General features: G+C 46.5%; 21 protein-coding genes. 6 read left to right on the top strand and 15 right to left on the bottom strand.

Features of this window, described 5'->3' with window-relative positions; translation table 11 throughout:
- Window positions 1–27: 27 nt before the first annotated feature.
- Window positions 28–1,680, bottom strand: a complete 1,653-nt coding sequence (hcp, locus tag BQ7489_RS05135) for a hydroxylamine reductase (RefSeq protein WP_072532037.1) — start codon at window positions 1,678–1,680, stop codon at window positions 28–30.
- A 111-nt stretch (window positions 1,681–1,791) separates the two neighbouring features.
- Here hcp and BQ7489_RS05130 point away from each other — a divergent pair, with 111 nt between their 5' ends.
- The gene (locus BQ7489_RS05130; RefSeq protein WP_072532036.1) at window positions 1,792–2,409 is read left to right on the top strand and encodes a Crp/Fnr family transcriptional regulator; all 618 of its coding nucleotides are present in this window, start codon (window positions 1,792–1,794) and stop codon (window positions 2,407–2,409) included.
- Window positions 2,410–2,422: 13 nt separating this feature from the next.
- Here the strand turns inward: BQ7489_RS05130 and BQ7489_RS05125 are convergent, their stop codons facing one another.
- Complete coding sequence (locus BQ7489_RS05125) at window positions 2,423–3,385, bottom strand: transporter (protein WP_072530226.1); 963 nt, start codon at window positions 3,383–3,385, stop codon at window positions 2,423–2,425.
- 174 nt (window positions 3,386–3,559) lie between these two features.
- On the opposite strand from BQ7489_RS05125, the gene BQ7489_RS05120 reads away from it, so the two are divergent.
- On the top strand, window positions 3,560–4,054 hold the full coding sequence (locus BQ7489_RS05120; protein WP_072530225.1) for a DUF4112 domain-containing protein: 495 nt from the start codon (window positions 3,560–3,562) through the stop codon (window positions 4,052–4,054).
- Here the strand turns inward: BQ7489_RS05120 and tatC are convergent.
- The 8 genes from tatC to BQ7489_RS05080 form a co-directional block, all read right to left on the bottom strand.
- Entirely contained in the window at window positions 4,051–4,857 is an 807-nt protein-coding gene (gene tatC / locus BQ7489_RS05115) for a twin-arginine translocase subunit TatC (RefSeq protein ID WP_072530224.1), read from the bottom strand. The genes BQ7489_RS05120 and tatC overlap by 4 nt on opposite strands.
- A gap of 4 nt (window positions 4,858–4,861) precedes the next feature.
- Window positions 4,862–5,053: a Sec-independent protein translocase subunit TatA/TatB gene (locus BQ7489_RS05110; RefSeq protein ID WP_072530223.1), complete on the bottom strand. Its 192-nt coding sequence runs from the start codon at window positions 5,051–5,053 to the stop codon at window positions 4,862–4,864.
- A 2-nt stretch (window positions 5,054–5,055) separates the two neighbouring features.
- Window positions 5,056–5,565, bottom strand: coding sequence for an ECF transporter S component (locus BQ7489_RS05105; RefSeq protein WP_072530222.1), 510 nt, complete (start codon window positions 5,563–5,565; stop codon window positions 5,056–5,058).
- A gap of 41 nt (window positions 5,566–5,606) precedes the next feature.
- Complete coding sequence (locus BQ7489_RS05100; RefSeq protein WP_113745236.1) at window positions 5,607–6,029, bottom strand: DUF1893 domain-containing protein; 423 nt, start codon at window positions 6,027–6,029, stop codon at window positions 5,607–5,609.
- A complete protein-coding gene (locus tag BQ7489_RS05095; RefSeq protein WP_072530221.1) occupies window positions 6,026–7,426 on the bottom strand; it encodes an aldo/keto reductase in 1,401 nt (466 codons plus the stop codon). Before BQ7489_RS05095 ends, BQ7489_RS05100 begins: the two co-directional genes overlap by 4 nt.
- Window positions 7,427–7,438: 12 nt before the next feature.
- On the bottom strand, window positions 7,439–8,941 hold the full coding sequence (locus tag BQ7489_RS05090) for a 4Fe-4S binding protein (protein ID WP_072530220.1): 1,503 nt from the start codon (window positions 8,939–8,941) through the stop codon (window positions 7,439–7,441).
- A 131-nt stretch (window positions 8,942–9,072) separates the two neighbouring features.
- The gene (gene cobC, locus BQ7489_RS05085; RefSeq protein ID WP_072530219.1) at window positions 9,073–9,600 is read right to left on the bottom strand and encodes an alpha-ribazole phosphatase; all 528 of its coding nucleotides are present in this window, start codon (window positions 9,598–9,600) and stop codon (window positions 9,073–9,075) included.
- A 12-nt stretch (window positions 9,601–9,612) separates the two neighbouring features.
- Window positions 9,613–10,590, bottom strand: a complete 978-nt coding sequence (locus BQ7489_RS05080) for a bile acid:sodium symporter family protein (protein ID WP_204352742.1) — start codon at window positions 10,588–10,590, stop codon at window positions 9,613–9,615.
- Window positions 10,591–10,887: 297 nt separating this feature from the next.
- Between BQ7489_RS05080 and BQ7489_RS05075 the strand changes: the two genes are divergently transcribed.
- Window positions 10,888–13,308: a transglycosylase domain-containing protein gene (locus tag BQ7489_RS05075; protein ID WP_072530218.1), complete on the top strand. Its 2,421-nt coding sequence runs from the start codon at window positions 10,888–10,890 to the stop codon at window positions 13,306–13,308.
- Window positions 13,309–13,490: 182 nt separating this feature from the next.
- The gene (locus BQ7489_RS05070; RefSeq protein WP_072530217.1) at window positions 13,491–14,243 is read left to right on the top strand and encodes an SDR family NAD(P)-dependent oxidoreductase; all 753 of its coding nucleotides are present in this window, start codon (window positions 13,491–13,493) and stop codon (window positions 14,241–14,243) included.
- Between the two features lie 40 nt (window positions 14,244–14,283).
- Here BQ7489_RS05070 and BQ7489_RS05065 read toward each other — a convergent pair whose 3' ends face one another.
- Window positions 14,284–14,745 (bottom strand): Lrp/AsnC family transcriptional regulator, encoded by a 462-nt coding sequence (locus BQ7489_RS05065; RefSeq protein WP_072532033.1) that lies wholly within the window; start codon window positions 14,743–14,745, stop codon window positions 14,284–14,286.
- 199 nt (window positions 14,746–14,944) lie between these two features.
- On the opposite strand from BQ7489_RS05065, the gene BQ7489_RS05060 reads away from it, so the two are divergent.
- Window positions 14,945–16,231, top strand: a complete 1,287-nt coding sequence (locus BQ7489_RS05060; RefSeq protein ID WP_072530216.1) for an O-acetylhomoserine aminocarboxypropyltransferase/cysteine synthase family protein — start codon at window positions 14,945–14,947, stop codon at window positions 16,229–16,231.
- Between the two features lie 2 nt (window positions 16,232–16,233).
- On the opposite strand, the gene BQ7489_RS05055 is transcribed toward BQ7489_RS05060, so the two are convergent.
- Together BQ7489_RS05055 and BQ7489_RS05050 are read right to left on the bottom strand one after the other, a co-directional pair.
- Entirely contained in the window at window positions 16,234–17,196 is a 963-nt protein-coding gene (locus BQ7489_RS05055; protein WP_072530215.1) for a YitT family protein, read from the bottom strand.
- Between the two features lie 106 nt (window positions 17,197–17,302).
- On the bottom strand, window positions 17,303–17,824 hold the full coding sequence (locus BQ7489_RS05050) for an SGNH/GDSL hydrolase family protein (protein ID WP_072530214.1): 522 nt from the start codon (window positions 17,822–17,824) through the stop codon (window positions 17,303–17,305).
- 352 nt (window positions 17,825–18,176) lie between these two features.
- Between BQ7489_RS05050 and BQ7489_RS05040 the strand changes: the two genes are divergently transcribed.
- A complete protein-coding gene (locus BQ7489_RS05040; RefSeq protein WP_072530212.1) occupies window positions 18,177–18,614 on the top strand; it encodes an Hsp20/alpha crystallin family protein in 438 nt (145 codons plus the stop codon).
- Between the two features lie 154 nt (window positions 18,615–18,768).
- Here BQ7489_RS05040 and BQ7489_RS05035 read toward each other — a convergent pair whose 3' ends face one another.
- Both BQ7489_RS05035 and BQ7489_RS05030 read right to left on the bottom strand, forming a co-directional pair.
- The gene (locus BQ7489_RS05035; RefSeq protein ID WP_072530211.1) at window positions 18,769–20,370 is read right to left on the bottom strand and encodes an IS1182 family transposase; all 1,602 of its coding nucleotides are present in this window, start codon (window positions 20,368–20,370) and stop codon (window positions 18,769–18,771) included.
- Between the two features lie 140 nt (window positions 20,371–20,510).
- Window positions 20,511–21,944, bottom strand: a complete 1,434-nt coding sequence (locus BQ7489_RS05030; protein WP_072530210.1) for a sialate O-acetylesterase — start codon at window positions 21,942–21,944, stop codon at window positions 20,511–20,513.
- Window positions 21,945–22,181: the final 237 nt, after the last annotated feature.

Below are 22,181 nucleotides of genomic sequence, written 5' to 3'. Positions count from 1 at the left end.
TTCGGACAACTGCAGCCGGCTATGTCATCATACCAGGCCGAAACGTTTCAGATCATTGTCAACGGTCGTTATTCCCCCGATACCGAACGTGTCGGAAAGCACTTTCACCACATTAGGCGAAAGGAATGCCGGCAATGTAGGTCCCAGATGGATATTCTTGACACCCAAACTCAAAAGAGCCAGCAGTACGATAACCGCCTTCTGTTCATACCATGCGATGTTATATACAATGGGAAGATCGTTGATGTCATCCAACTCAAAGACTTCCTTCAGTTTCAAGGCAATCAACGCCAATGAATAACTGTCGTTACATTGTCCGGCGTCAAGTACACGGGGAATGCCGGCTATGTCTCCCAATGGCAACTTGTTATACTTGTACTTGGCACAACCCGCAGTCAGTATAACCGTACCTTCAGGCAGAGATCTCGCAAAATCAGTATAGTATTCACGGCTTTTCATGCGGCCGTCACACCCGGCCATCACTACAAATTTACGGATGGCCCCGCTTTTTACTGCACCGACTACAGCATCGGCCAGCTGAAGAACCTGGTTATGCGCAAATCCGCCTATTATCTCACCGGTCTCAATCTCTACCGGCGGCTGGCAGGTTCGGGCCAACGCTATCACCTCCGAATAATCCTTATGTCCGTCAGCTCCGGTCTTTATATGTCTGCACCCGGGATATCCTGTTGAATTTGAAGTAAACATACGGTCTTTATACGGAGCGTTTTCCAACGGAGGAACAATGCAGTTGGTCGTAAAGACAACCGGTCCGTTGAACGAAGCGAATTCTTCCCGCTGTTTCCACCATGCATTCCCATAATTACCAATAAAATGTTTATACTTCTTGAATGCCGGATAATAATGTGCCGGAAGCATTTCACTGTGTGTATACACATCCACTCCAGTACCTTCTGTCTGCTTCAGCAGGTCTTCAATGTCGTGCAAATCATGACCGCTGATCAATATACCCGGACGGGGGCCTACTCCAATATTTACCTTTGTTATTTCCGGATTACCGTAACGGCTGGTATTGGCCTTGTCGAGCAGAGCCATAACCTGGACACCTACATTCCCTACACGCAGAACCAGCTGGATCCATTCTTCAATATTTAACCTGTCGAAGGCAACCTCAGCCAGAACATTCTGCATGAAAGCATGGATTTCCGGATCATTGAAACCCAGTCTCATAGCATGCTCATGATAGGCGGCCATACCTTTCAGTCCGTATACCGCCAGCTCCTTCAAAGAGCGCAAATCGGCATCCGTCTCTCTCAATACTCCCACTTCAAGGGCCTTCGTCTCGAACGAATCACGTGTCCCTTCCCATTCCAACTCATCGACCTCGGGTAATTCCACACCCTGTATCCGGGCATCCTCTTTCAACATATCACGTAAACGTATACCTCTTTCCACACGTTCCAGAATACTTGCATCATCAAAGTTTGCATTGGTTATCGTTGAAAACAAAGCATCGGTCACATATCGGTCCACTTCTTCACGTACTCCTACATGATGTCTGCGCAAGCTGTCGGCCATAACGGCAACTCCTCTTACAACAAAAAGCAACAGATCCATGTAACGGGCTGTAGCAGCGTTTTTCCCACATACACCTTTCAAGATGCAACCTGTACCTTTAGCGGCTTCCTGACACTGAAAACAGAACATATTTCCTTCCATACCATTCATTAATAATTGATTTTTCATTAAGTTTGTGCAAAGATGGATAAATGTCTTTCCAGTATCTGTAACGAATGTTACACTTATCTCCAAATAATAGTTAAAATGATGATGACAGCACAACAACTTGTACGGCTTCCGTTATTCGGCCAAGTAACCGAAGCTGAGGCAGAACAACTTCTTCATAAAGCCCCCAACAGCCTACGGAAATATAAAAGCCGGGAATACATTGCACGCCAGGGTGACGTATGCCGTTCTCTCTATATATTATGTACAGGCACCGTCCGTGCCCAGATGGAAAATGCGGAAGGGAAACAGCTGACAATCGACGTCATCAACGCTCCCGACGTCTTGGCTCCAGCCTTCATCTACGCTTCCGAAAACCGATTTCCGGTAAATGTAGAGGCCATTTCCGACTGTGACGTATTCATTATGGACAAAAACCGTTTTCTGGATTTTATGCATGAAACTCCGTCTGTAATGAAAAACTTTATCGGACTCATTTCCGACCGGAGCCTGTTTCTCAGCAGGAAGCTCAACGAATTTGCACTTCAAAGCCTCAAATCACGTCTGCTGAACTATCTGCAGGTCAATAAACGTATTTCAAACCAACAGGAAGTGGCTTTCATTCTTGGTGTAGCCCGCCCCTCCCTAGCCAGAGCCCTGTCGGAACTGAACAATGAAGGCAGAATCAGGATGGAAGGAAAAGAAATCCACATAAACGACTAGCGCACCGAATCAATCAGTGCGCCATTTTTTCATCCTTTTTCCGTGCCTCATACAACTGGTAGGAATTGACTATATTGTGCCATACGCTATAAAAACCTCCTGCAATGGCTGTAATCGGAGTGAAGAACGTATATCCCATCCAGATGGCAAGTACCGTATTCTTCTGCCCGAGGGACTGCCCCGCACTGATCGGATCCTGATAGTGCCGGCCTATCTTCCGACCGATAAAGAATTGCAGTCCGCAACAAACCAGTGATACCACCGCCAGTCCCAGCTCCGTGTAAAAGGACACTTCACTGTGTACAATACTTTTTACCGTAACGGCTATGGCCAAAGCCAGCGCCACAGCCCACAGATAAAAGGAAAGTTCATGATACTCCGAAATCTTCGCATGAAGTTTCGGAAAAATATACCGTAGCAAAACAGCGGCCACGAAAGGCAGCAGCAGCAAGGGAAATACCTTTCCTATAATGAGGACAAACGAATTGAAAGCCGACATTTCCGGATGCGGATGTACAAAGGGAATAAGAGCCGGAACCAACAAGGATGTCACCAGATTGATGAAAATTGTATAGGTAGTCAGACTGCCGGCATTACCCCCCAGCTTCTTGGTTATCACTGCCCCGGCTGTGGCGGTAGGACAGATCAGGCAAATCATGGCACCTTCCAGTACTACCCTCAGGCCACTATGCGGCAACAATATCAATATCATGGCCAATATGATAAACGAAAGCGCCTGAAACAACAATAACCACAGATGCCATTTGCAGAAATGCAAATCCTTCAGGTTCACCTTACAGAACGTAAGGAACAACATGGAAAAAATCAATAACGGCTGGATAATGTCGACCGCCCTGTTTACGAACGGACGGGTAAAACCAAGGCCAGGAATATTCACATAAACAAAATACGCTATCACCCCCGCCAACATGGCTATAGGTAAAGTCCAGTTCTTAAGAAATCTAATAACACCCATTTCCTTTTCCAGTAATTAAAAACCGGTGCAAATTTACTTCTTCTTCCGGCAATTCATACACCAAAAGAACAAAATGTTTTCCCAAAGGCATAATAAATAAAAAATATGACGTGTTTTTACAAAATCCGCATTATCTTTAACTGGATTTCTATCTTTATTCTAACATAAAACATCATGAATGAAAAAGAAAACATCAAGTCATCTATCTCATATAAGATAGTTTATTACCTGAAAAAAAGTATGGACGACTGGTTTCTTGACCCGATTATCGGCTTCATCTTTCCAGGATTCGGCGATGCCGTCCCTACACTCTTTTCACTACCCTATATCTACCTGTCACTATTCAAACTTCATTCCATACCTCTGACACTGGCCATTATCTACAATATGCTTATAGACTGGCTTACCGGCATGATTCCATTCTATATAGGCGACATTATCGATGTATTCAACAAAGCTTATAAAAAGAATTACCGTCTGATTGTAGGTTTCGTTGAAGGAGATGAAGATATCAAGAAAGACATAAACCGTAAAGCACTTTATTTTTCTGTAATGATTGTGGTTTTCTGCATGCTTATCTACGCCATGTTCCAACTGGTCCATTGGCTATGGCAACTGTTGGCAGGAGCCGGCAGTTCTCTCTATGAATGGCTGCTGCGGCTGTTTTAAAACACTTTTTCCCTGTATGCATGCTTCACGATCAAAATACTTGCTTCATACAGCAACCATACCGGCAACGCTACCACCAGCATGGTAAAGGCATCGGATGTAGGGGTAATGATTGCGGCAACGACAAGGATTGCCACAAAAGCCTGTTTGCGGAAACGTTTCATGAGTCCGGCCTTCAGAAGGCCCAGTTTTGCCAACAGCCAGCATAACAGAGGCAATTCGAAAATAATGCCCATGGCCAGATTCAACGTCATCAAGGTACTCATATAGGAGTCCAGCGTTATCAGGTTGGTAACATCCTCACTTACCTGATACGTTCCCAAAAAGCGGAAAGTCAACGGAAATATCAGAAAATAGCTCAACAATACCCCTAACAGAAACATCACATATCCCCAGGTCACCACCCGGACCGAATACTTGCGTTCGTCGGCATACAAAGCCGGCGAAACAAAACGGAACAGAAGGTAAAGGATATAAGGGGAAGCGAACAATAACCCCACATATACGGATGTCTTCATGTGTATGATAAACTGTTGCGCAAGTCCGGTATTGACCAACTGGACCGAAAAGTGGGATGTACCTGTCCCTGTCAGCCCTTTACTTATCCGGTCGAACAACCTATACACAATGAAATCATCGTATTTGGGAGCCAGAATGATGGAAAAGACCTCATCCTTAAATAAAAAGGCTATCAAGCCACATATTACCGTTACCAGTACCATCCGGACAAGAGAGCCTCTCAATACATCCAGATGTTCCCAAAACGACATGGCCTCTTCCTGTTTCTCTTCCCCTTGTACCATATGCTCAGTCCTTTTTCCCTTCAGCGTCCTGTTTTTCTTCCTTCTTCGCTTCGTTCTCTATCCCGTTCATCCCGTCCTTGAAGCTACGCACACCTTTGCCTAACCCCTTCATGAGTTCCGGAATTTTTTTCCCGCCGAAGAGAATCAATATGATCAAGACGATGATTAAAAGCTCCTGTGTTCCTATTCCAAACATAATCAATTGCGTATTAAATATTTCACAAACAGATATCCTCCGAAAATCTGCAGCAGGATACCTGGAATACCGATACGGAAATCCTGAAGGGCAGCATAGAAACTACCGCTCATAGCCCATTCAGCCATTGTTCCGAATACTTGATAGAAAAGCACAACCGACAAGAAAAGCAACAAAGACACTTTCTTGAAACGGCGGGCCGCATACCCGGCTCCGGCAGCCAGCAGGACCGACTTTACCAAAATAGCCGGTAAGACCGGCAAAGCCGGCATACCGAACAGGAAAGAATTGACCAGCGGCGACAGGACAGCCGTCAACAGACCAACTTTCCATCCATATTTATAAGCTCCTACCAAAGTAAAGAAATAGATAGGCAACCAAGTCACCCCTCCCTGAGGGACAAGATGAAACAGTTGCGGCATGACAATATTTCCCAGCACGAACAGCAGGGCCGTTGCATACGTCATTACATTACGGTAAGACAACGAATAAAGTTTTACACTATTTTCCATTTTACAAATTGTTATAAGTCACAAATAATATCATTCTTTCATCATTTCTGCCTCATTGATTCCACAAACTTTTCAATCAGCGGGAAACAGGCAGCGGCCGTAAGGGCATCCTTGCATAGATTCTCAACAGGACATCCTCCGGTATGGGTACGGTTCCATATCTTCGGCACCAATTCATCAAAGCTATATTCCACCTCCGAATCATCAAGCAGATTCCGGGCCGCTTCACTGAGCACATCGGCATGCAGTTCGGCCACACCACCCAGAATCATCAGAGCTGCCGCACCCTTGCCAACCACTTTGTCGGCCACCATGGCTCCTTCCAGTATCCCGGTCTTCTCCTTGACCATCCGGAACAGGTCGGAAACTCCCCGGCCTGTAAAGGTCTGTATATCCCCCCGGGCCGTCTTCAACACCAAGGTATAGCCATACTCATGAAGCGTCCGTACAAGTTCATCCATCATAAGGTACCCTGCTTCAACTTTTCTACATATGCATCAATCTTATGCAGCTCTTTCGGTATATCGATACCTTGCGGACATTCAGGAGAACATTGGTTGCACCCGATACAATGGCTTGCCTGACGCAACTTAGGAACACTACGGTCATAACCCACCAAAAATGCCCTACGGGCCTCCTTGTAGTTTTCATCCCCTTGAGTGTTGGATACATTCCCTTCATTCACACATTTATTATAATGTACCAGAATAGCCGGAATATCGATACCATACGGACAAGGCATACAGTATTTACAGTCGTTACACGGAACCGTAGGATACTGCACAATCAGGTCGGCCGTCCCTTCCAGAAAATCCAGATCCTCCTGTGTCAACGGCTTCAGCGGAGAATAGGTACGGATGTTGTCCTGCAGATGTTCCATGTATGTCATTCCGCTTAATACAGTCAAGACTCCCGGATACGTACCGGCAAAACGGAAAGCCCATGATGCCACACTGTTGTCCGGTTCACGCTGCTTCAGATGTGCCATCACATGGTCGGGCACATTCGACAGACGTCCGCCCAGCAACGGTTCCATGATAATGGCTGGAATACCTCTTTTCTGCAGCTCGCCATACAGGTATTCGGCATTGGTATTGCTCTTGTTGATTTCCTTTGCATGATGCCAGTCGAGATAATTCATCTGGATCTGCACGAAATCCCACTTCACCTTATCGTGTATTGAAAGCAGATAATCGAACACTTTAATATCTCCATGATAGGAGAATCCCAGATTACGTATACGTCCAGCCTTACGCTCCTCCATCAGGAAATCCAGCATACCGTTATCGAAGAAACGTTTCTTCAACAGACCCATACCGTCTCCCCCGCCTACCGAGTGCAGAAGATAATAGTCGATATAGTCTACCTGTAGCTCTCTGAATGATTTATGATACATGGCCAACGATTCTTCACGGGAATAGGCCCGCATGTTCGACATTTTGGTAGCGACAAAAAATTTGTCACGCGGATGCCGTTTCAACGCGTTTCCGGTAGATCTTTCCGACCATCCCTGTACATATACAGGAGCCGTATCGAAATAATTCACGCCATGGGCTATGGCATAATCTACCAGTTCGTTCACCGCATCCTGGTCGATGACATTCCCGTCGCCTGCAGGGCTCGGCAGGGTTGGCCAGCGCATACAGCCATACCCCAAAATGGAAACCTTGTCACCAGTAGTGGGTGAAGTACGGTAAGTCATCTCACCGGTAGGAACATTCGCAGCTGTAGTAGGCCCCTTGTCATCACTTTCTCCACGCGGTTTACAACCATACATCATTCCAGAGAACGTCGCGGTACTGATACCTACAATCTTGATGAAATCGCGACGGTTTATTTTGTTTTTATTCTTGTTTTCCATACTTCAAAACTTTTAATTAATCCGGTGAACTTCATGGCCTTCTACATAAATGGCACTGAACGGACGGGCCGGACAAAGGTTTTCACATGCACCGCAACCGATACATTTTTCAATATTGACAACCGGTATCTTCCGGGAATCTGGATTATCAGCTACCGAAGGTACCATCTGGATGGCATTCACCGGACAATGGCGTGCACAGTTTCCGCAATCCACATCATCCGTCAACACCACACAGTTCTTGCGTATCCATACGGCATGACCGATATGAATAGCCGATTTGTCGGCCTTCGTAATCGGACGGATAGCACCGGCAGGGCATACTTCCGAACATTTCGTACATTCCGGACGGCAATATCCCCGCTCGTACGACATTTCCGGCTGCATCAGAGTCATCAAATCCTGAGACGGATGCAGAACCTGGCTAGGACAGGCTGAAACACACAGTTGGCAAGCCGTACAATGCTGCGCAAAATTACGTGCACTCAACGCTCCCGGAGGGAGAATACGTGTAGCGCGCGGAGGTACCTGCTTGTCCTCAATAGTAGCCAGACCACCGTCGACCTTCTTTTCCTGTGCCTTCAAAACCGAAGCGGCAGCCACTCCCGTCGCTGTAGCCAGGAAAGTTCTTCTCGAATTGTCTACCGGTTTGTCTCCACTGCCAGCTGTACATGCTTCCGGTTGCTTGCTACCCATACGGCTCCGGTAACTGATTGCATGATGCTTACATGCCCCCAGACAATCCATACAGGATACACACCGGCTATAGTCTATTTTATGATTCTTTCCGTCAATGCACGCAGCCTTACATTTCATGGAACACACGCCACAGTTATTACATTTGTCGGTATCGATAACCGGACGGAACACAGAAAAGCGCGACAAGAATCCAAGGACCGTCCCGACCGGACAAATCGTATTGCAATAAGTACGTCCGTTACGCCATGCGAGAACCACTACCACAATCAATGTAACTACTGCAATCACGAAAGTAGGAAGACCTCTCATCCACACTTCAGTTTCATAAAAAGCATAACTTTCTGCACGTTCGGCAAAATAGGCCAACAGATTGTTTCCCCATGCATAGAGCGGAGACAACAGATTCGAAACGATTCTACCGTATGAGCTATAAGGGGCCAACAAAGCTACCAGCGAACCTACCCCAGCCAACAATGCGATTACAAATATGGCAAAAACGCCATAGCGCAGCCAATTGACGGCAGGAGAATAGAAAAAACGGAATTTTTTCTTTTTCCGTCTGCCACTCAGCCAGGAAACAACGTCCTGAAACACGCCCAACGGACAAATGACGGAACAGTAAACCCTCCCCAACAACAAGGTCAGGATCACGAGAAACACGATTACCCCGACATTCAAGGCAAGTACCGCCGGAAGGAACTGGATTTTCGCCATCCACCCGAACCAAGTATGTACAGTCCCTGTAAAGTCAAGGAAAAGAAGCGTTATCAATACAAAAAAGATAACTGCCAGTACAATGCGTATTTTTCTTAACATAACAAAAGTGTTTTATTAGATTTCTTGATCACAAATAAAGAATATCCCCTATTTAGAGTGTAAAAATATAAATTTCTTTCGGCAAATTTCATTTTTTTAATTTTCATAACAATTAACAGGAATCGGAACCGTCAGATTATGATTTCAACCATACCTCCATAAGGAGAAAGCGCATCGAATCCCTTCTCTATCGGAACCACTCCGGCATAGGCCTGCGCACAGATCAACACCCCTCCATGGGCAAAGACCAACACGTTTTCATAAGGTTTCTTTTTCAGCTCGTCCATAAAAGCGGAGACACGCCCGTACAGCTCCATAAAAGACTCACCTCCTGTTGTCGGGATATGAAGATAGTCCTCATACCATTGGTAGATACGGGGATCGGTTATGTCATCATACCGCTGCATCTCCCATTCACCGCAGTTGATTTCCATCAGACGGCTGTCGCGTTCCGCACCGGGATAACCACAATATGCAGCCAGACGGGTACAACGCGAAAGCGGACTGGTATATACATGATCAAATGCAATCCCTTCAATCCTTGACCGGCACACGGCTGCTTCCTGCTCGAATGTATCCCGCAAAGGTACATCTGTCTGACCATAACAAGTGCCTGGAGCAACATCGACTGAAGTATGTCTGATTAAATAAACCTTCATATATTATCCTCCTCAAATTTTATTCGACTTCTTCAACTGGCCCCACCGTAAAAAGAGTCCAGCCAGAATGGTCCCGGAAATGGAATGCCATACACAGGATATGGCACAAGGCAGAACCGCCAACGGCTGCGCTGCAAAAAAATTGGCGGCCAGATTGGTAGCCAGTCCGGCATTCTGCATGCCGACCTCAATGCTTACCGTACGCTTTTTCGCTGTATTGAATCCGGCCAGCCTACCGGCAAACCACCCCAACAGATAACCGGAAGAGTTATGGAGGAATACCACACCGAAGGTCCAGAAAAACATGACAACTCCACGGGCTACCAGATCATCGTGCACCGTGCTTATCACACCTCCTACAATCAAGGCCAGACAAATCACGCTCAAGCCCGGCATGAGCGACTGCACGACAGGGAAACTCCGTCGGCTACTGAAATTATAGTTCAGGAAACAACCTATAGCTACCGGTATGATCGTAACGATCAGGATATTCAGGAACATCCCTACCGCATCTATCGCCACAATCTCACCTGCAACGATCTTCATCAGGAAAGGAGTCATAACCGGTGCCAACAGCGTGGAAGCACACGTCATACCTACTGAAAAAGCCACATCACCATGACAAAGAAAAGACATAATGTTACTGGATACCCCTCCAGGACAACATCCCACCAACAGAATGCCGACGGCCAAAGCCGGCTCCAACCGAAATACACGAACCAGTAGATAAGCCATACCAGGCATAATGACAAACTGGGCACAGGCACCGATCAAAATATCGAAAGGCCTCCTGGCCAAAATCTTGAAATCACCGGTAGTCAAAGTCAGCCCCATCGTCAGCATGATTATACCTAAAATAACAGTCTGCGTCACCCCCGACACCCACTTGAACGTAACAGGAACAAAAAATGTAAAGACAGCTATTGCAATAATAAATATAGACGTATAACCGGCAAGCCACCGGCTGACTTTCTGTAAGACTGACAACATATATTTTTTCTTTATTTCACTTATCAGGATGCAAATGTAATAAATTTATCATCTTAAACGCCCTTAAACCGACACTTATTTATTACTGAAAGTCCAAATGTATTTCCAGACAAATTACAGAATCTGCATGTATATTGGTTAAGAAGGCACAAAATACGCCACAATACACAAAAAATCGTTATCTTTACCGCCAAAAACCGTATTCCGGCATTTTGTCCGGCAACCCAATCAATCAGAGAAAAACAGCTTGACGTCTGTCGCCCGCCACACCGAAGACGCATGCCATAACGAAAACGTATGAAAAAAATAATCTCATTGACCGCCAATACCGCACGTAAATGCCTCAACATGGCATATTCAGGATGCAGAAAGGCATACAACTGGTACTTACGGACATTCAAACGCCTTCCGTGGTACGGCCGTATAGGCATGGGGCTGGCCAGTTTCATTATCGGCCTCATCGTACTCCTGGGAATGATCGACATCAATTTTCTGGGACTCTTCGGAAAATCCCCCAGCATGTTCAACATCAAGGAACCTATCCAGCATATCGCTTCCGAAATATACAGCTCCGACGGGAAACTGATCGGCAAGTACTACTCCGAGAACCGTACTCCCGTAGAGTATAAGGATATATCACCTATCCTGATCAAGACGCTGGTCTATACGGAAGACGAACGTTTCTACAAACATTTCGGAATCGATTTTGAAGGGGTGTTTGCAGCGGCGAAAGATTTCATAACCCAAGGCGATGCCCGCGGAGCCAGCACCATCACCCAACAGTTGGTAAAGAACCTGTTCAAGGTCCGCTCACAATACTCCACCGGTCTGCTGGGGCATATCCCCGGTGTAAAGCTGCTCATCATGAAGGCAAAGGAATGGGTTACCGCGGTAAAGATCGAGATGCTTTACAGCAAGGAGGAAATCCTTACCATGTATTTCAACACCGTCGATTTCGGAAGCAATGCCTTCGGCATCAAGACGGCCTGCCATACCTATTTCAATACGACTCCCGACAAGGTTACGGTAGAACAGGCAGCCACACTTATCGGTCTGTTGAAGGCAACTACCTATTATAATCCCCGCATCAACCCCAAAAACAGCCTGGCACGCCGCAACGTGGTATTGGGCAAGCTCTATGAACAGCATATGCTCAGCAAGGAACAACTTGACTCTATCCGCCAGTTGCCTACAGTACTGCATTTCAAAGAGGAAACGGAAACCAGCGGCAACGCACTCTACTTCCGTGATGCCGTAGCCAACTCACTGAAAGACTGGTGCAAGGAAAACGACATCGACCTTTACGGTGACGGACTGAAAATCTATACCACCATAGACAGCCGCATGCAGCAATATGCCGAAGAGGCGGTCAACAAGCAGATGCGCGAAATCCAGAAGAAATTCGACAACCACTGGGCCAACATGGCACCTTGGCGTGACCGCCAAGGTGAAGAGCTTCCCCATTTCATTGAAGATCTGGCAGCCCGGACACCTGCCTACCGCTATCTGTCGCAACGCTATGCCAACAGCCCGGATTCCATCACCTATTACCTGAACCTTCCGCACCGGTGCAAAGTCTTCGATTATGACCTGGGACAGCGTGACACCCTACTGAGTACCATGGATTCCATACGCTATATGGTAAGTTTCATGCATTGCGGGTTTGTGGCCATCGCCCCACACACTGGTGCGGTAAAGGCATGGGTAGGCGACATCAACTTCAATTCATGGAAATATGACAAGGTGCTGTCCAAGCGCCAGCCCGGTTCGACTTTCAAACTGTTTGTATATACCGAAGCCATGAATCAGGGCCTTTCTCCATGCGACCTCCGGGTAGACGAAAACATACCATGGGAAGTGGAGGAAGACGGAGAAAAGAAAATATGGATGCCACACAACGCCAACGGAGGCGCTACCCTCGATACCTTCTCACTGAAAATGGCTTTCGCACAATCCGTAAATACTATCGCGGCCAACGTAGCCCATGAAATAGGGATACCCAACATTATCCGTACGGCACACGCCATGGGTATCCGGACCGAACTGGACACCATCCCGTCATTGAGTCTGGGAGCATCCGACGTATCTCTTCTGGAACTGGTTTCAGCCTACGGAACGGTTGTCAATGACGGTGTCGCCATCGAACCGGTCCTGGTAACCCGAATTGAGGACAAAGACGGGAAAGTGATCTATGAGAAGGAACCGGAAGAGACACAGGCCATCCCGTATGAAAGCGCCTATCTGATGCAACAGATGCTGAGAGGCGGACTGACCTGCCCCGGAGGAACTTCACAGGCCTTATGGAGATTCAAGATATTCGATAAAGGGACTGAATTCGGAGGAAAGACAGGGACATCGTCCAACCATTCCGATGCCTGGTTCGTAGGAGTGAGTCCGAACCTGGTAGGAGGAGCATGGGTAGGAGGAGAATACCGGAGTATCCACTTCCGTACCGGTGAACTCGGCCAAGGAAGCCGTACCGCACTTCCGGTATTCGGGTACTTTATGGAAAAAGTGTTGGCCGACAAGCACCTGGCTAAAGAATACATAGCCCGATTCCCATCGCCGAAAGAAAAGATTGAACGGAATTGGGACTGCAACACTTACCTGCCCCATTACAGCGACAGTGATTCCCTGAACATCCTGCTGGGCGATTCCCTGCTGACCGGTGATGAAGATCTGGACCTGGAAAGGCTGGAACAGATACTGGAAAACTAGCATACCGCCAATAGCCCGCCCCCACCAAAAAGAACTTGGAATTCTGCAGAAAGATGAAGGCTTTATGTAAAAAAGATGAAGGTATCCGGTCTTAAAGATAAAGGCCTTTCGAGGAAAAGATAAAGACATTTTTCCAGAAGATGCCGAAATTTTGAACTATCACCCCAAAAGTAAAGATTCGTATGGATTATAAAGATAAAGTGTGCGTAATAACCGGTGGAGCCGCCGGCATCGGCAGATGCCTGACGGAAACATTTGCCAAACTGGGAGCAAACGTATATTACATCGACAAAGACCCGGTCGACGGGAATCTGCCAGGAAACGTTACCGGATTTCAGGGAGACATTGCCGAAAAAGAAACACTGGACCGGTTTGCCGACCTGATTCTGGAAAGAGAAAAAGCAATCCATGTTGTTGTCAACAATGCCTGCCTTACCAAAGGCGGAATCCTCTCGGAATGTTCCTATGAAGACTTTCTCTACGTACAACGTATCGGAGTTGTCGCACCATACTGGCTTGCCTGCCGCTTCAAATCCCGTTTCGCCAAAGGGGCAAGCATCGTCAACATCTCTTCCACCCGCGCCTTCCAGTCGCAGGCCGATACCGAAAGCTACACAGCCGCCAAGGGCGGTGTCACGGCACTTACCCATGCCCTGGCCGTCAGTCTGAGCGGTATAGCCCGCGTCAACTCCATAGCCCCCGGATGGATAGAGACCGCACGTTTCCATCGGGACGCACCTGTCCTCCACTATACGGAAAGCGATCTGAAACAACAGCCGTCAGGACGGATAGGTGAACCGGAAGACATCGCCAGAGCGGTACTTTTTCTGTGCGACGGACAAAACAGTTTCATCAACGGGACCAACCTGACGGTAGACGGAGGAATGGGCAGACTGATGGTCTACCATAATGACTATGGATGGAAACTGGAATAAGTTTTCCATCCACCCACATAAAAGCAAGTACTCTATCACCTCAGATACTGATGCCGTAATTCTGCTTGATCTCGGCCATCACAAATACACTCTCTATAGAGCCCAGACTTTCTATGGAACCCAATACATTCAATATAAACTCCTGATAGTACTTCATATTGGGAGCATGTATTTTCAGCAGATAGTCGTAACTGCCCGAAATGTTATAACATTCGGTCACTTCCGGAATATCCTGAATGACTCCGGTAAACTCTTCGGCTATACTCCGGTTCATCCGGCGCAACTTCACATTACAGAATACCACAAATCCCTGGTTCAGCTTTTCCGCGTCAAGCACCGCAATGTACTTCTTTATGTAACCGTTAGCCTCCAGTCTTTTCAGACGCTCGAATACAGGGGTAGATGACAGACTGACCTTGGCCGCCAGTTCCTTGGTAGTGAGACGGGCGTTCTCCTGCAACGTCCGGAGTATCTGCAAATCAACTTTATCCAGTTTTTCCATCATAACATGAAAAGAATAATTTTCTGCCTATACGGCATTTCCACTAATCAGACAACAACTTTTTTCTTTTATACAGAGCAAATTTAGTGATATTTTCCATAATTATTCCATATATTGGATTATATATCTGTATTGCTCTAAATTTGCAGTCAGAAAAAAACAGAAATAACATTCACCTGAAATAAACGGAAATACAACTATGGCAACAAAAAGACTTCATTTCGAAACGTTACAGCTACACGCAGGACAAGAACAGCCGGACCCGGCAACAGGCGCCCGCGCAGTACCCATTTATCAGACCACCTCGTACGTATTCCACAACTCCGCACATGCGGAAGCACGCTTCAGCCTGCAGGATGCCGGTAATATCTACGGACGGCTGACTAATCCCACACAAGACGTATTTGAGCAACGGATTGCCGCACTGGAAGGAGGAACGGCAGCACTGGCAGTAGCTTCCGGAGCAGCGGCTATCACGTATACATTCCAGAATCTGGCTACGGCCGGAAGCCATATCGTAGCGGCACAAACCATTTATGGAGGGACATACAACCTGCTTGCCCACACATTGCCAGCCTACGGTGTGACCGCCACATTTGTTGATCCGACAGATCTGTCGAACTTTGAAAATGCCATCCAAGAAAATACCAAGGCGATATTCATTGAAACACTCGGAAACCCGAACTCGAACATCATCGACATGGAAGCCGTAGCCCGAATAGCCCACCGGCACCGGATTCCTCTGGTTGTGGACAATACCTTCGGTACCCCCTACCTCATCCGTCCCATCGAACACGGGGCTGATATCGTGGTCCATTCGGCAACCAAATTCATCGGAGGACACGGAACCTCGCTGGGAGGAGTCATTGTAGATTCCGGAAAATTCGACTGGAACGCATCGGGCAAGTTTCCTCAATTTACCGAACCTGACGCCAGCTATCACGGTATACGCTTTACCGAAGCGGCCGGTCCTGCGACATTCGTTACACGCATCCGGGCAGTCCTGCTACGTGATACGGGAGCAGCAATCAGTCCGTTCAATGCCTTTATCCTGCTTCAAGGACTGGAAACCCTGTCATTACGTGTAGAACGCCACGTTGAAAATGCGCTGAAAATAGTGGATTTCCTGAAAAGCCACCCCAAAGTGAGGAAAGTCAACCATCCGTCATTGCCGGAACATCCCGACCATGCCCTTTACCTGCGCTATTTTCCGAAAGGGACAGGCACAATCTTTACCTTCGAAGTGGAAGGAGGACGTGAAGAAGCCCACCGTTTCATCGACAGCCTTGAGATATTTTCCCTTCTGGCCAATGTAGCCGATGTCAAATCACTCGTCATCCACCCGGCAAGCACTACGCACTCACAACTGAACAGCCAGGAACTGACAGAACAAGGCATCACCCAGGGAACCGTAAGACTTTCCATAGGAACCGAACATGCAGACGACCTGATTGACGACCTCGAACAGGCTTTAGCCAAAATCTGACATTATTCCGGATGGATCTCATCGGGAGAAGGAAGCTGCTTCCAGCCTTCGCCGAACGTGTCATACGCATCGGTCACTACCACAAAGGCTCTCGGATCGGCTTCCTTGATCTTCAGCTTCACACCGCTCACCTGCTTGTAGCTCACCACCAGGAAAAGCATCTGCTTTTCCTGCCCGGAATATAGCCCGGAACTCTTGATGTATGTAGCCGAACGGTCCAGATCCTTGAGGATATAGTCATGCAGATCGGTCAGTTTTTTCTCACTGATTACAAAAATCAGCTTGTCGTTCTTCTCACCGTTGATGACATAGGCTATGACCCGGGATATGACAAAAATGGAAATCAGTGAATAGAGAGAAAGATACCATGAAGGTTGTGCCACATCATCGGCCGTACCGATCCCGAAGCCGATAACCACCAGACCGAAGCATACCACCGCCCCGTCGACAAACAGAATGGCATGCGAGAAACGGATATGGCAATATTTCTGCAACAGCATACCTACAATGTCGCTACCGCCAGTAGTGGCCTGGTTACGGACTACAATACCGGACCCCAGTCCGATCAATACCGCACCGATAACAGAAGTAAGCATCAGATGGTCACTCATATCCAGTGTACCTCCCAACAGCAATGTAGGGTCAAGTGACTCCAAGGCCTCCTGTGAAGGATATACCAGGCGTGACATCACATTCATGATCAAGGGAGTCATCAGGGCCGCTCCGATGGTACGGGTACCCAGTTTCGTTCCCAACAGCCATACGGAAAGGATAAGCAAAGGAATGTCAAACATATACCCGAATGTACCTACCTGCACAGAAGGGAACAGGTTATGCAATACGATACTCGCCCCGTAAACACCTCCGGGGACAATATTATAAGGGTTGATAAAAAATACGAAACCGGCCGCCATAACGGTACACCCTATGACGATACTGATCCATGAACAAACTGTCTTCTTCATAACTTCCTCTAATTTTTATGCATCAAATATACAAATAAAGCAGGACGGGAACAAGACAGATATGAAAAAAGAACATTAAATAAGATATAGCGCATTACACCTTATATTATAATACGGCTTGCAGGCAATCGGCCAGAACACGATAACCGGCTCCGTTCAGATGCAGGTCGTCTATGGTCATGTCGGGATTGAGGCGCCCCTCGTACAGCAGCTTGTCGAATACATCCAGATACACGATTCCGCTACCGGCCAGACGTTCCCGGACTGCTCCGTTCAAACGGGCGATGAAACGGTTTACCGACCTGCTGCCATCTGCATAGTCATTGCGGGGGAAGATACAGAACAGATAAGTGCCCCGTGAGCGGATAGCCTTCACCGCCTCTACGTACCGGCAGGCATACGCTTCCATATTCCCGTCATTCAACCTGTACAGATCGTTCGTACCGAACTGAACCACGGCATAGCAATCGGAAACATCCTCGGAAAAAGACTCGATATAGTCCAGACCCTCTCCCGGAAGCCCGTAATTCAGACACTCCCACCAGGGAAAATAAACCTCCAACGGCCAATAGGCCATATGGCTGTTCCCTATAAAGGCGACTTTCCGCCTTGACTCATTTCCTTCCATGCCATACCTTTTCCCGCAAAGGTACATTTTCTCCGCCTACTCCACAAGAGAAATGCCGGAGGACTGACAAAAAAGTCTGTTTTACGACAATAAGTCAGCTCCTTACGTCATGTTCCGCCACCTTCGGAAACAACGAATGTTTGCACAAGTTTAAAACGGACAGGCCCAAGTTTAAAACAGCCGGCCCCAGGTTTAAAATTGTTTTCACAAGTTTAAATAACGGCATATGGCATCTGACAATTTGCCCGACAGGCACACACTTTGCAGAATACCAAGTGAATTTCGAAACCGAAAGGTTGAGAGATGAGAACCAAATTAAGAATAACAAAATAAAAAATAGGAGATTACAATTATGATGCCGACTAGAAAAAATTACAATCAGAACTGGTTACCGAGTATATTCAATGACTTTTTCGATAACGATTGGGTTGTTAGATCAACAGCCAATACCCCGGCGGTCAATGTGAGCGAAAGCGACAAAGACTACAAAGTTGAAGTTGCTGCTCCAGGTATGTCGAAAGATGATTTCAACATACATTTGACCCAAGATTCAGAACTGGTGATCACAATGGAAAAGAAGAACGACAACAAGGAAGAGGACAAAGACAACAAGAAATATATCCGTCGTGAGTTCTCTTATGCCAAATTCCAGCAATCATTGGTTTTGCCTGATGACGTTGACAAGGAAAAGATCAGCGCAAACGTTGCCGACGGTGTGTTGACAATCGAATTGCCGAAACGTACTCCGGAACAGAAAGCTGAAGTCAACCGTGTGATTGAAATCCATTAATGACCAATCACCCTTCTCATAAAGGAAGAGGATGTGTCAAAAATGATGCATCCTCTTTTTCGTTATATAATCATCGTTTTGCCATTTTTCATAGAGTATGATTTATGTTTTTCCTATGTCCATGCCTTTGGTGGTATAATGTGCTGTAGATGGCTTATGCCACCCTTATATTTTGATAATTTTTGTCTGTCATTTTCTGATTTTTGATTTTAGCACACATTTTCTTTATATTAAAAGCAATGGCAAAGAAGGCAAAGTCCATTGTGACCTTGTCTTTTCCAAAATGCCTGAACCTTTTGTATCCCATGTCGTATTTGATTTGTCCAAAGACGGCTTCAGGCTCTATGCATCTTTGCCCTCTATGTTTGATACCTTTCTCTGAGGTAAGCCTTTCACGCGCTTTTTGTTTGTATTCTTTCAGCCTTTGATTGACTTCTATGGTACGTCTTGGTGACTTTGAGCTGAAACACATACATCTGAGAGGACATCCCTCACATCTGGCAGCCCTATAGGCAATGCTTTCTGTAATATATCCACTTTCAGTTTTAGAATGCCTTACACCTGTCCGCTTCATATGTTGCCCCATGGGACAAACATAATAATCTTTCTCCTTGTTATAATATAGGTTTTCCTGTTTGAAAGGATTTGTCACATATTTGTCTGCTCTTTGCTCCTTATGAAAGAAATTGTACTTGACATATGCTTCTATTCCGTTTTCTTCCATAAAGCTATAGTTCTCCTCCGAGCCATAACCGGAATCGGCAACCTCTTCTAATGGGAAACGGTTATAACGTTCATGAAACGAATTTTCAAAAGGAATCAATGTAAGAGTGTCTGTAGGATTAGGGTAGAGTCCAAAATCGACCATAAACTGGTTTTCGGTTCCGATTTGTAGATTATATCCCGGTTTTAATTGCCCGTTTCCCATAGGGTCTTCCTTCATATGCATAAATGTAGCATCAGAATCTGTTTTGGAGTAGGAATTTCGTTGGCCGAGTATTCTCATGTGCCTGTCATATTCGGCAAGTTTCTCACAGTGCGATTCCAATTGCTTGATTTGCTTTACCTTTTGTTTCTTAGCTTTCTTTTCTTCCTTGTCCGATGCGGCTGGTGCATTTTCAAGGGAGGCTTTTAACTCTGATATCATATCCGCCAGCATGGAAGGGGTAAACTCGGTAGCGGTATTTTCAATACCGGCATTCTCCTGTGCTACGACCTCATCAATCTGCTGTAGAAGAATACGTATCTTCTCAAGAAGCCTGGCACGGTTACGTTCTACGTTCTTACGCCATACGAATGTGTATCTGTTGGCTTTTGATTCAATTTTTGTACCGTCAACATATTCAACGTCAAGGCTTATGAATCCTTTGGATGCCAGAATGAGGACTATTTGTGTGAATATTCCGTTTATCTCATCCTTAACACGGTTACGGAAACGGTTTATAGTCCGGTAATCCGGCTTCTCATAACCGGCAAGCCAGATGAAATGAATATCCCGCAGCAAGGACTTTTCTATCTTACGACAGGAATAGATATTGTTCATATAGGCATACAAAACAGCTTTGAGCATCATTCGTGGGTGATAGGGAGAACGGCCGAACTCCTTATACAATTTATGGAACGAACTAAGGTCAAGATTGTCAACCATAGCATTCAGAATACGTACAGGATCGTCCGATGGAATATTTTCATCTATTCTTTGTGGGAAAAGGACGATTTGATTGGGATTGTAAGAACGAAAATGTATCTTTGCCATATTACTTTGCTTATGCTTAAAGATACAAAATCTTTAGGTAATAACAACGCCTCGGCTTGGGAAAGTCGGGGCGTTGTCATAAAAAAAGAGGGTATGCATTTTGACACACCCTCTTTTTTTTGTCTCTATAAAAAGCTTTTTTACTCTTCCCAGTCATCGGTACGGAACGGGTAAAGCGGAAGCTCACGTAAATTCTTCACGTTACCGATCTGGAAGTCACGGAAAGCATAACGTACGGCCACCGGATCTGCCACATCGGGACAAGTCACCTTGATCTGCTTGACATTCACCGTTTCGGCCTGAGCCGGATAGAATACATGGTCTTTTCCGGCAACTTCAAATCCCGTCATACCCTTCATCCGGTTAAACCCGTCGTCGGCATTGTCGAAGCTCAGGATCACCGCTCCGTCCTTCACTTCCATCGAACGGTATACCGGCCCTACAGAACGGATACCTTTCACACCATACGTCTTCTCCAAAGCCAGATAAGCCAGCCGGCGCCCTACCGTGCGCTTGTCTTTCGGATGTATGTTTCTCGCTTCATACGGTTCTACCAGGTCATTGGTACATATCATGGCACTGTTCGGAATCAGACTCTGTGCCTTGAACTGGGCTTCACGCAACAAGGCACTCCCTGTTGTCTTCTCTGAACCGTAAGGTGCAATCTCCACATAATAGAACGGCAGATCTCCCTGTCCCCACTCTTTACGCCAGAGTTCGACCAAAGTCTTCAGACGTTCGGCATAGGTTGCATGACGGCCTACGTTCGATTCCCCCTGGTACCAGAGAAAACCTTTGACGGTATAATTCTCCAGCGGATGCAACATTCCGTTATACATGATGGTAGGACTCATGTAATGCCACCAGTCGTGCGGTTCTTCCTTACGGATATCACGTTTCAGGTCTATATCCGGATAAGTCTTCACGATATCGGCCGGAAGCCATCCCTCTACGGTAGAGCCTCCCCAGCTACAATTGATGATACCTACCGGAATATCGAGCACTTCGTTCACCATCATGGCAAAATTGAATGCCGTAGCGCTGAAGGCAGGAGCATTGGCCGGGCAACTCACCTTCCAGCTTCCTTTACAATTGTCTACCGGTTCCAACTGGCCGTTCTTCTCTATCGTAGCCACACGGATACCTTTCCAGCGGCCTGCCGTAGCAATCGTTTCATTGGCGCCTTCAACCGGGCAGCCCCAGAAGCCGTCCAAAGGCATCTCCATGTTTGACTGACCCGAACAGAACCATACCTCACCAATCAGGATATTCTTCAAAGAGAGTGCCTCTCCGTCGGAAAACGTAATGGAATATGCATCGTACGATGCGGCCGGAGTAGCCACCTTCAACAACCACTTGCCGTCTTTGCCGGCCTTGACCGAATAGGTCTTCCCCGACCACGAAGGAGTCACGGTAACCTCTGCGTCCGGCGTGGCGGTTCCCCACAACTTCACTTCGGTATTCTGTTGCAATACCATATTGTCACTCAATATGTCAGGCAGGACTACCTTGGCGAAAGCCCCTGTCTGAAACAGGAAAGAAAGGCATAAAGCCGAAATCAAATGTCTTTTCATAATATTCAATTCTTATAATATCACTCATTAATATATCATTGTAAATTTACAAATTATTTTCAAAATCCGACATTATCCGGGAAAAATAACATTTTCCCACGCACCGGAACCACAGATATAAATATCTGACATAATATAAAGATCAAATTTATGTAGAACAGTTGTTTTTACTATTTTTGCAGACAACAAACATTTATAACATCCAATTATGAAAAAACACATTTTACTTCTGACCGG

Source organism: Bacteroides ilei, assembly GCF_900128495.1.
Taxonomy (GTDB): Bacteria; Bacteroidota; Bacteroidia; order Bacteroidales; family Bacteroidaceae; genus Phocaeicola; species Phocaeicola ilei.
This window is presented reverse-complemented; position numbering and strand designations above follow the sequence as displayed.

Coding starts and splice junctions, on each gene's coding strand:
- hcp (WP_072532037.1), bottom strand. CDS start 1,680: ATGGAAGGAAATATGTTCTGTTTTCAGTGTCAGGAAGCCGCTAAAGGT.
- BQ7489_RS05130 (WP_072532036.1), top strand. CDS start 1,792: ATGACAGCACAACAACTTGTACGGCTTCCGTTATTCGGCCAAGTAACC.
- BQ7489_RS05125 (WP_072530226.1), bottom strand. CDS start 3,385: ATGGGTGTTATTAGATTTCTTAAGAACTGGACTTTACCTATAGCCATG.
- BQ7489_RS05120 (WP_072530225.1), top strand. CDS start 3,560: ATGAATGAAAAAGAAAACATCAAGTCATCTATCTCATATAAGATAGTT.
- tatC (WP_072530224.1), bottom strand. CDS start 4,857: ATGGTACAAGGGGAAGAGAAACAGGAAGAGGCCATGTCGTTTTGGGAA.
- BQ7489_RS05110 (WP_072530223.1), bottom strand. CDS start 5,053: ATGTTTGGAATAGGAACACAGGAGCTTTTAATCATCGTCTTGATCATA.
- BQ7489_RS05105 (WP_072530222.1), bottom strand. CDS start 5,565: ATGGAAAATAGTGTAAAACTTTATTCGTTGTCTTACCGTAATGTAATG.
- BQ7489_RS05100 (WP_113745236.1), bottom strand. CDS start 6,029: ATGATGGATGAACTTGTACGGACGCTTCATGAGTATGGCTATACCTTG.
- BQ7489_RS05095 (WP_072530221.1), bottom strand. CDS start 7,426: ATGGAAAACAAGAATAAAAACAAAATAAACCGTCGCGATTTCATCAAG.
- BQ7489_RS05090 (WP_072530220.1), bottom strand. CDS start 8,941: ATGTTAAGAAAAATACGCATTGTACTGGCAGTTATCTTTTTTGTATTG.
- cobC (WP_072530219.1), bottom strand. CDS start 9,600: ATGAAGGTTTATTTAATCAGACATACTTCAGTCGATGTTGCTCCAGGC.
- BQ7489_RS05080 (WP_204352742.1), bottom strand. CDS start 10,590: ATGTTGTCAGTCTTACAGAAAGTCAGCCGGTGGCTTGCCGGTTATACG.
- BQ7489_RS05075 (WP_072530218.1), top strand. CDS start 10,888: ATGAAAAAAATAATCTCATTGACCGCCAATACCGCACGTAAATGCCTC.
- BQ7489_RS05070 (WP_072530217.1), top strand. CDS start 13,491: ATGGATTATAAAGATAAAGTGTGCGTAATAACCGGTGGAGCCGCCGGC.
- BQ7489_RS05065 (WP_072532033.1), bottom strand. CDS start 14,745: ATGGAAAAACTGGATAAAGTTGATTTGCAGATACTCCGGACGTTGCAG.
- BQ7489_RS05060 (WP_072530216.1), top strand. CDS start 14,945: ATGGCAACAAAAAGACTTCATTTCGAAACGTTACAGCTACACGCAGGA.
- BQ7489_RS05055 (WP_072530215.1), bottom strand. CDS start 17,196: ATGAAGAAGACAGTTTGTTCATGGATCAGTATCGTCATAGGGTGTACC.
- BQ7489_RS05050 (WP_072530214.1), bottom strand. CDS start 17,824: ATGGAAGGAAATGAGTCAAGGCGGAAAGTCGCCTTTATAGGGAACAGC.
- BQ7489_RS05040 (WP_072530212.1), top strand. CDS start 18,177: ATGATGCCGACTAGAAAAAATTACAATCAGAACTGGTTACCGAGTATA.
- BQ7489_RS05035 (WP_072530211.1), bottom strand. CDS start 20,370: ATGGCAAAGATACATTTTCGTTCTTACAATCCCAATCAAATCGTCCTT.
- BQ7489_RS05030 (WP_072530210.1), bottom strand. CDS start 21,944: ATGAAAAGACATTTGATTTCGGCTTTATGCCTTTCTTTCCTGTTTCAG.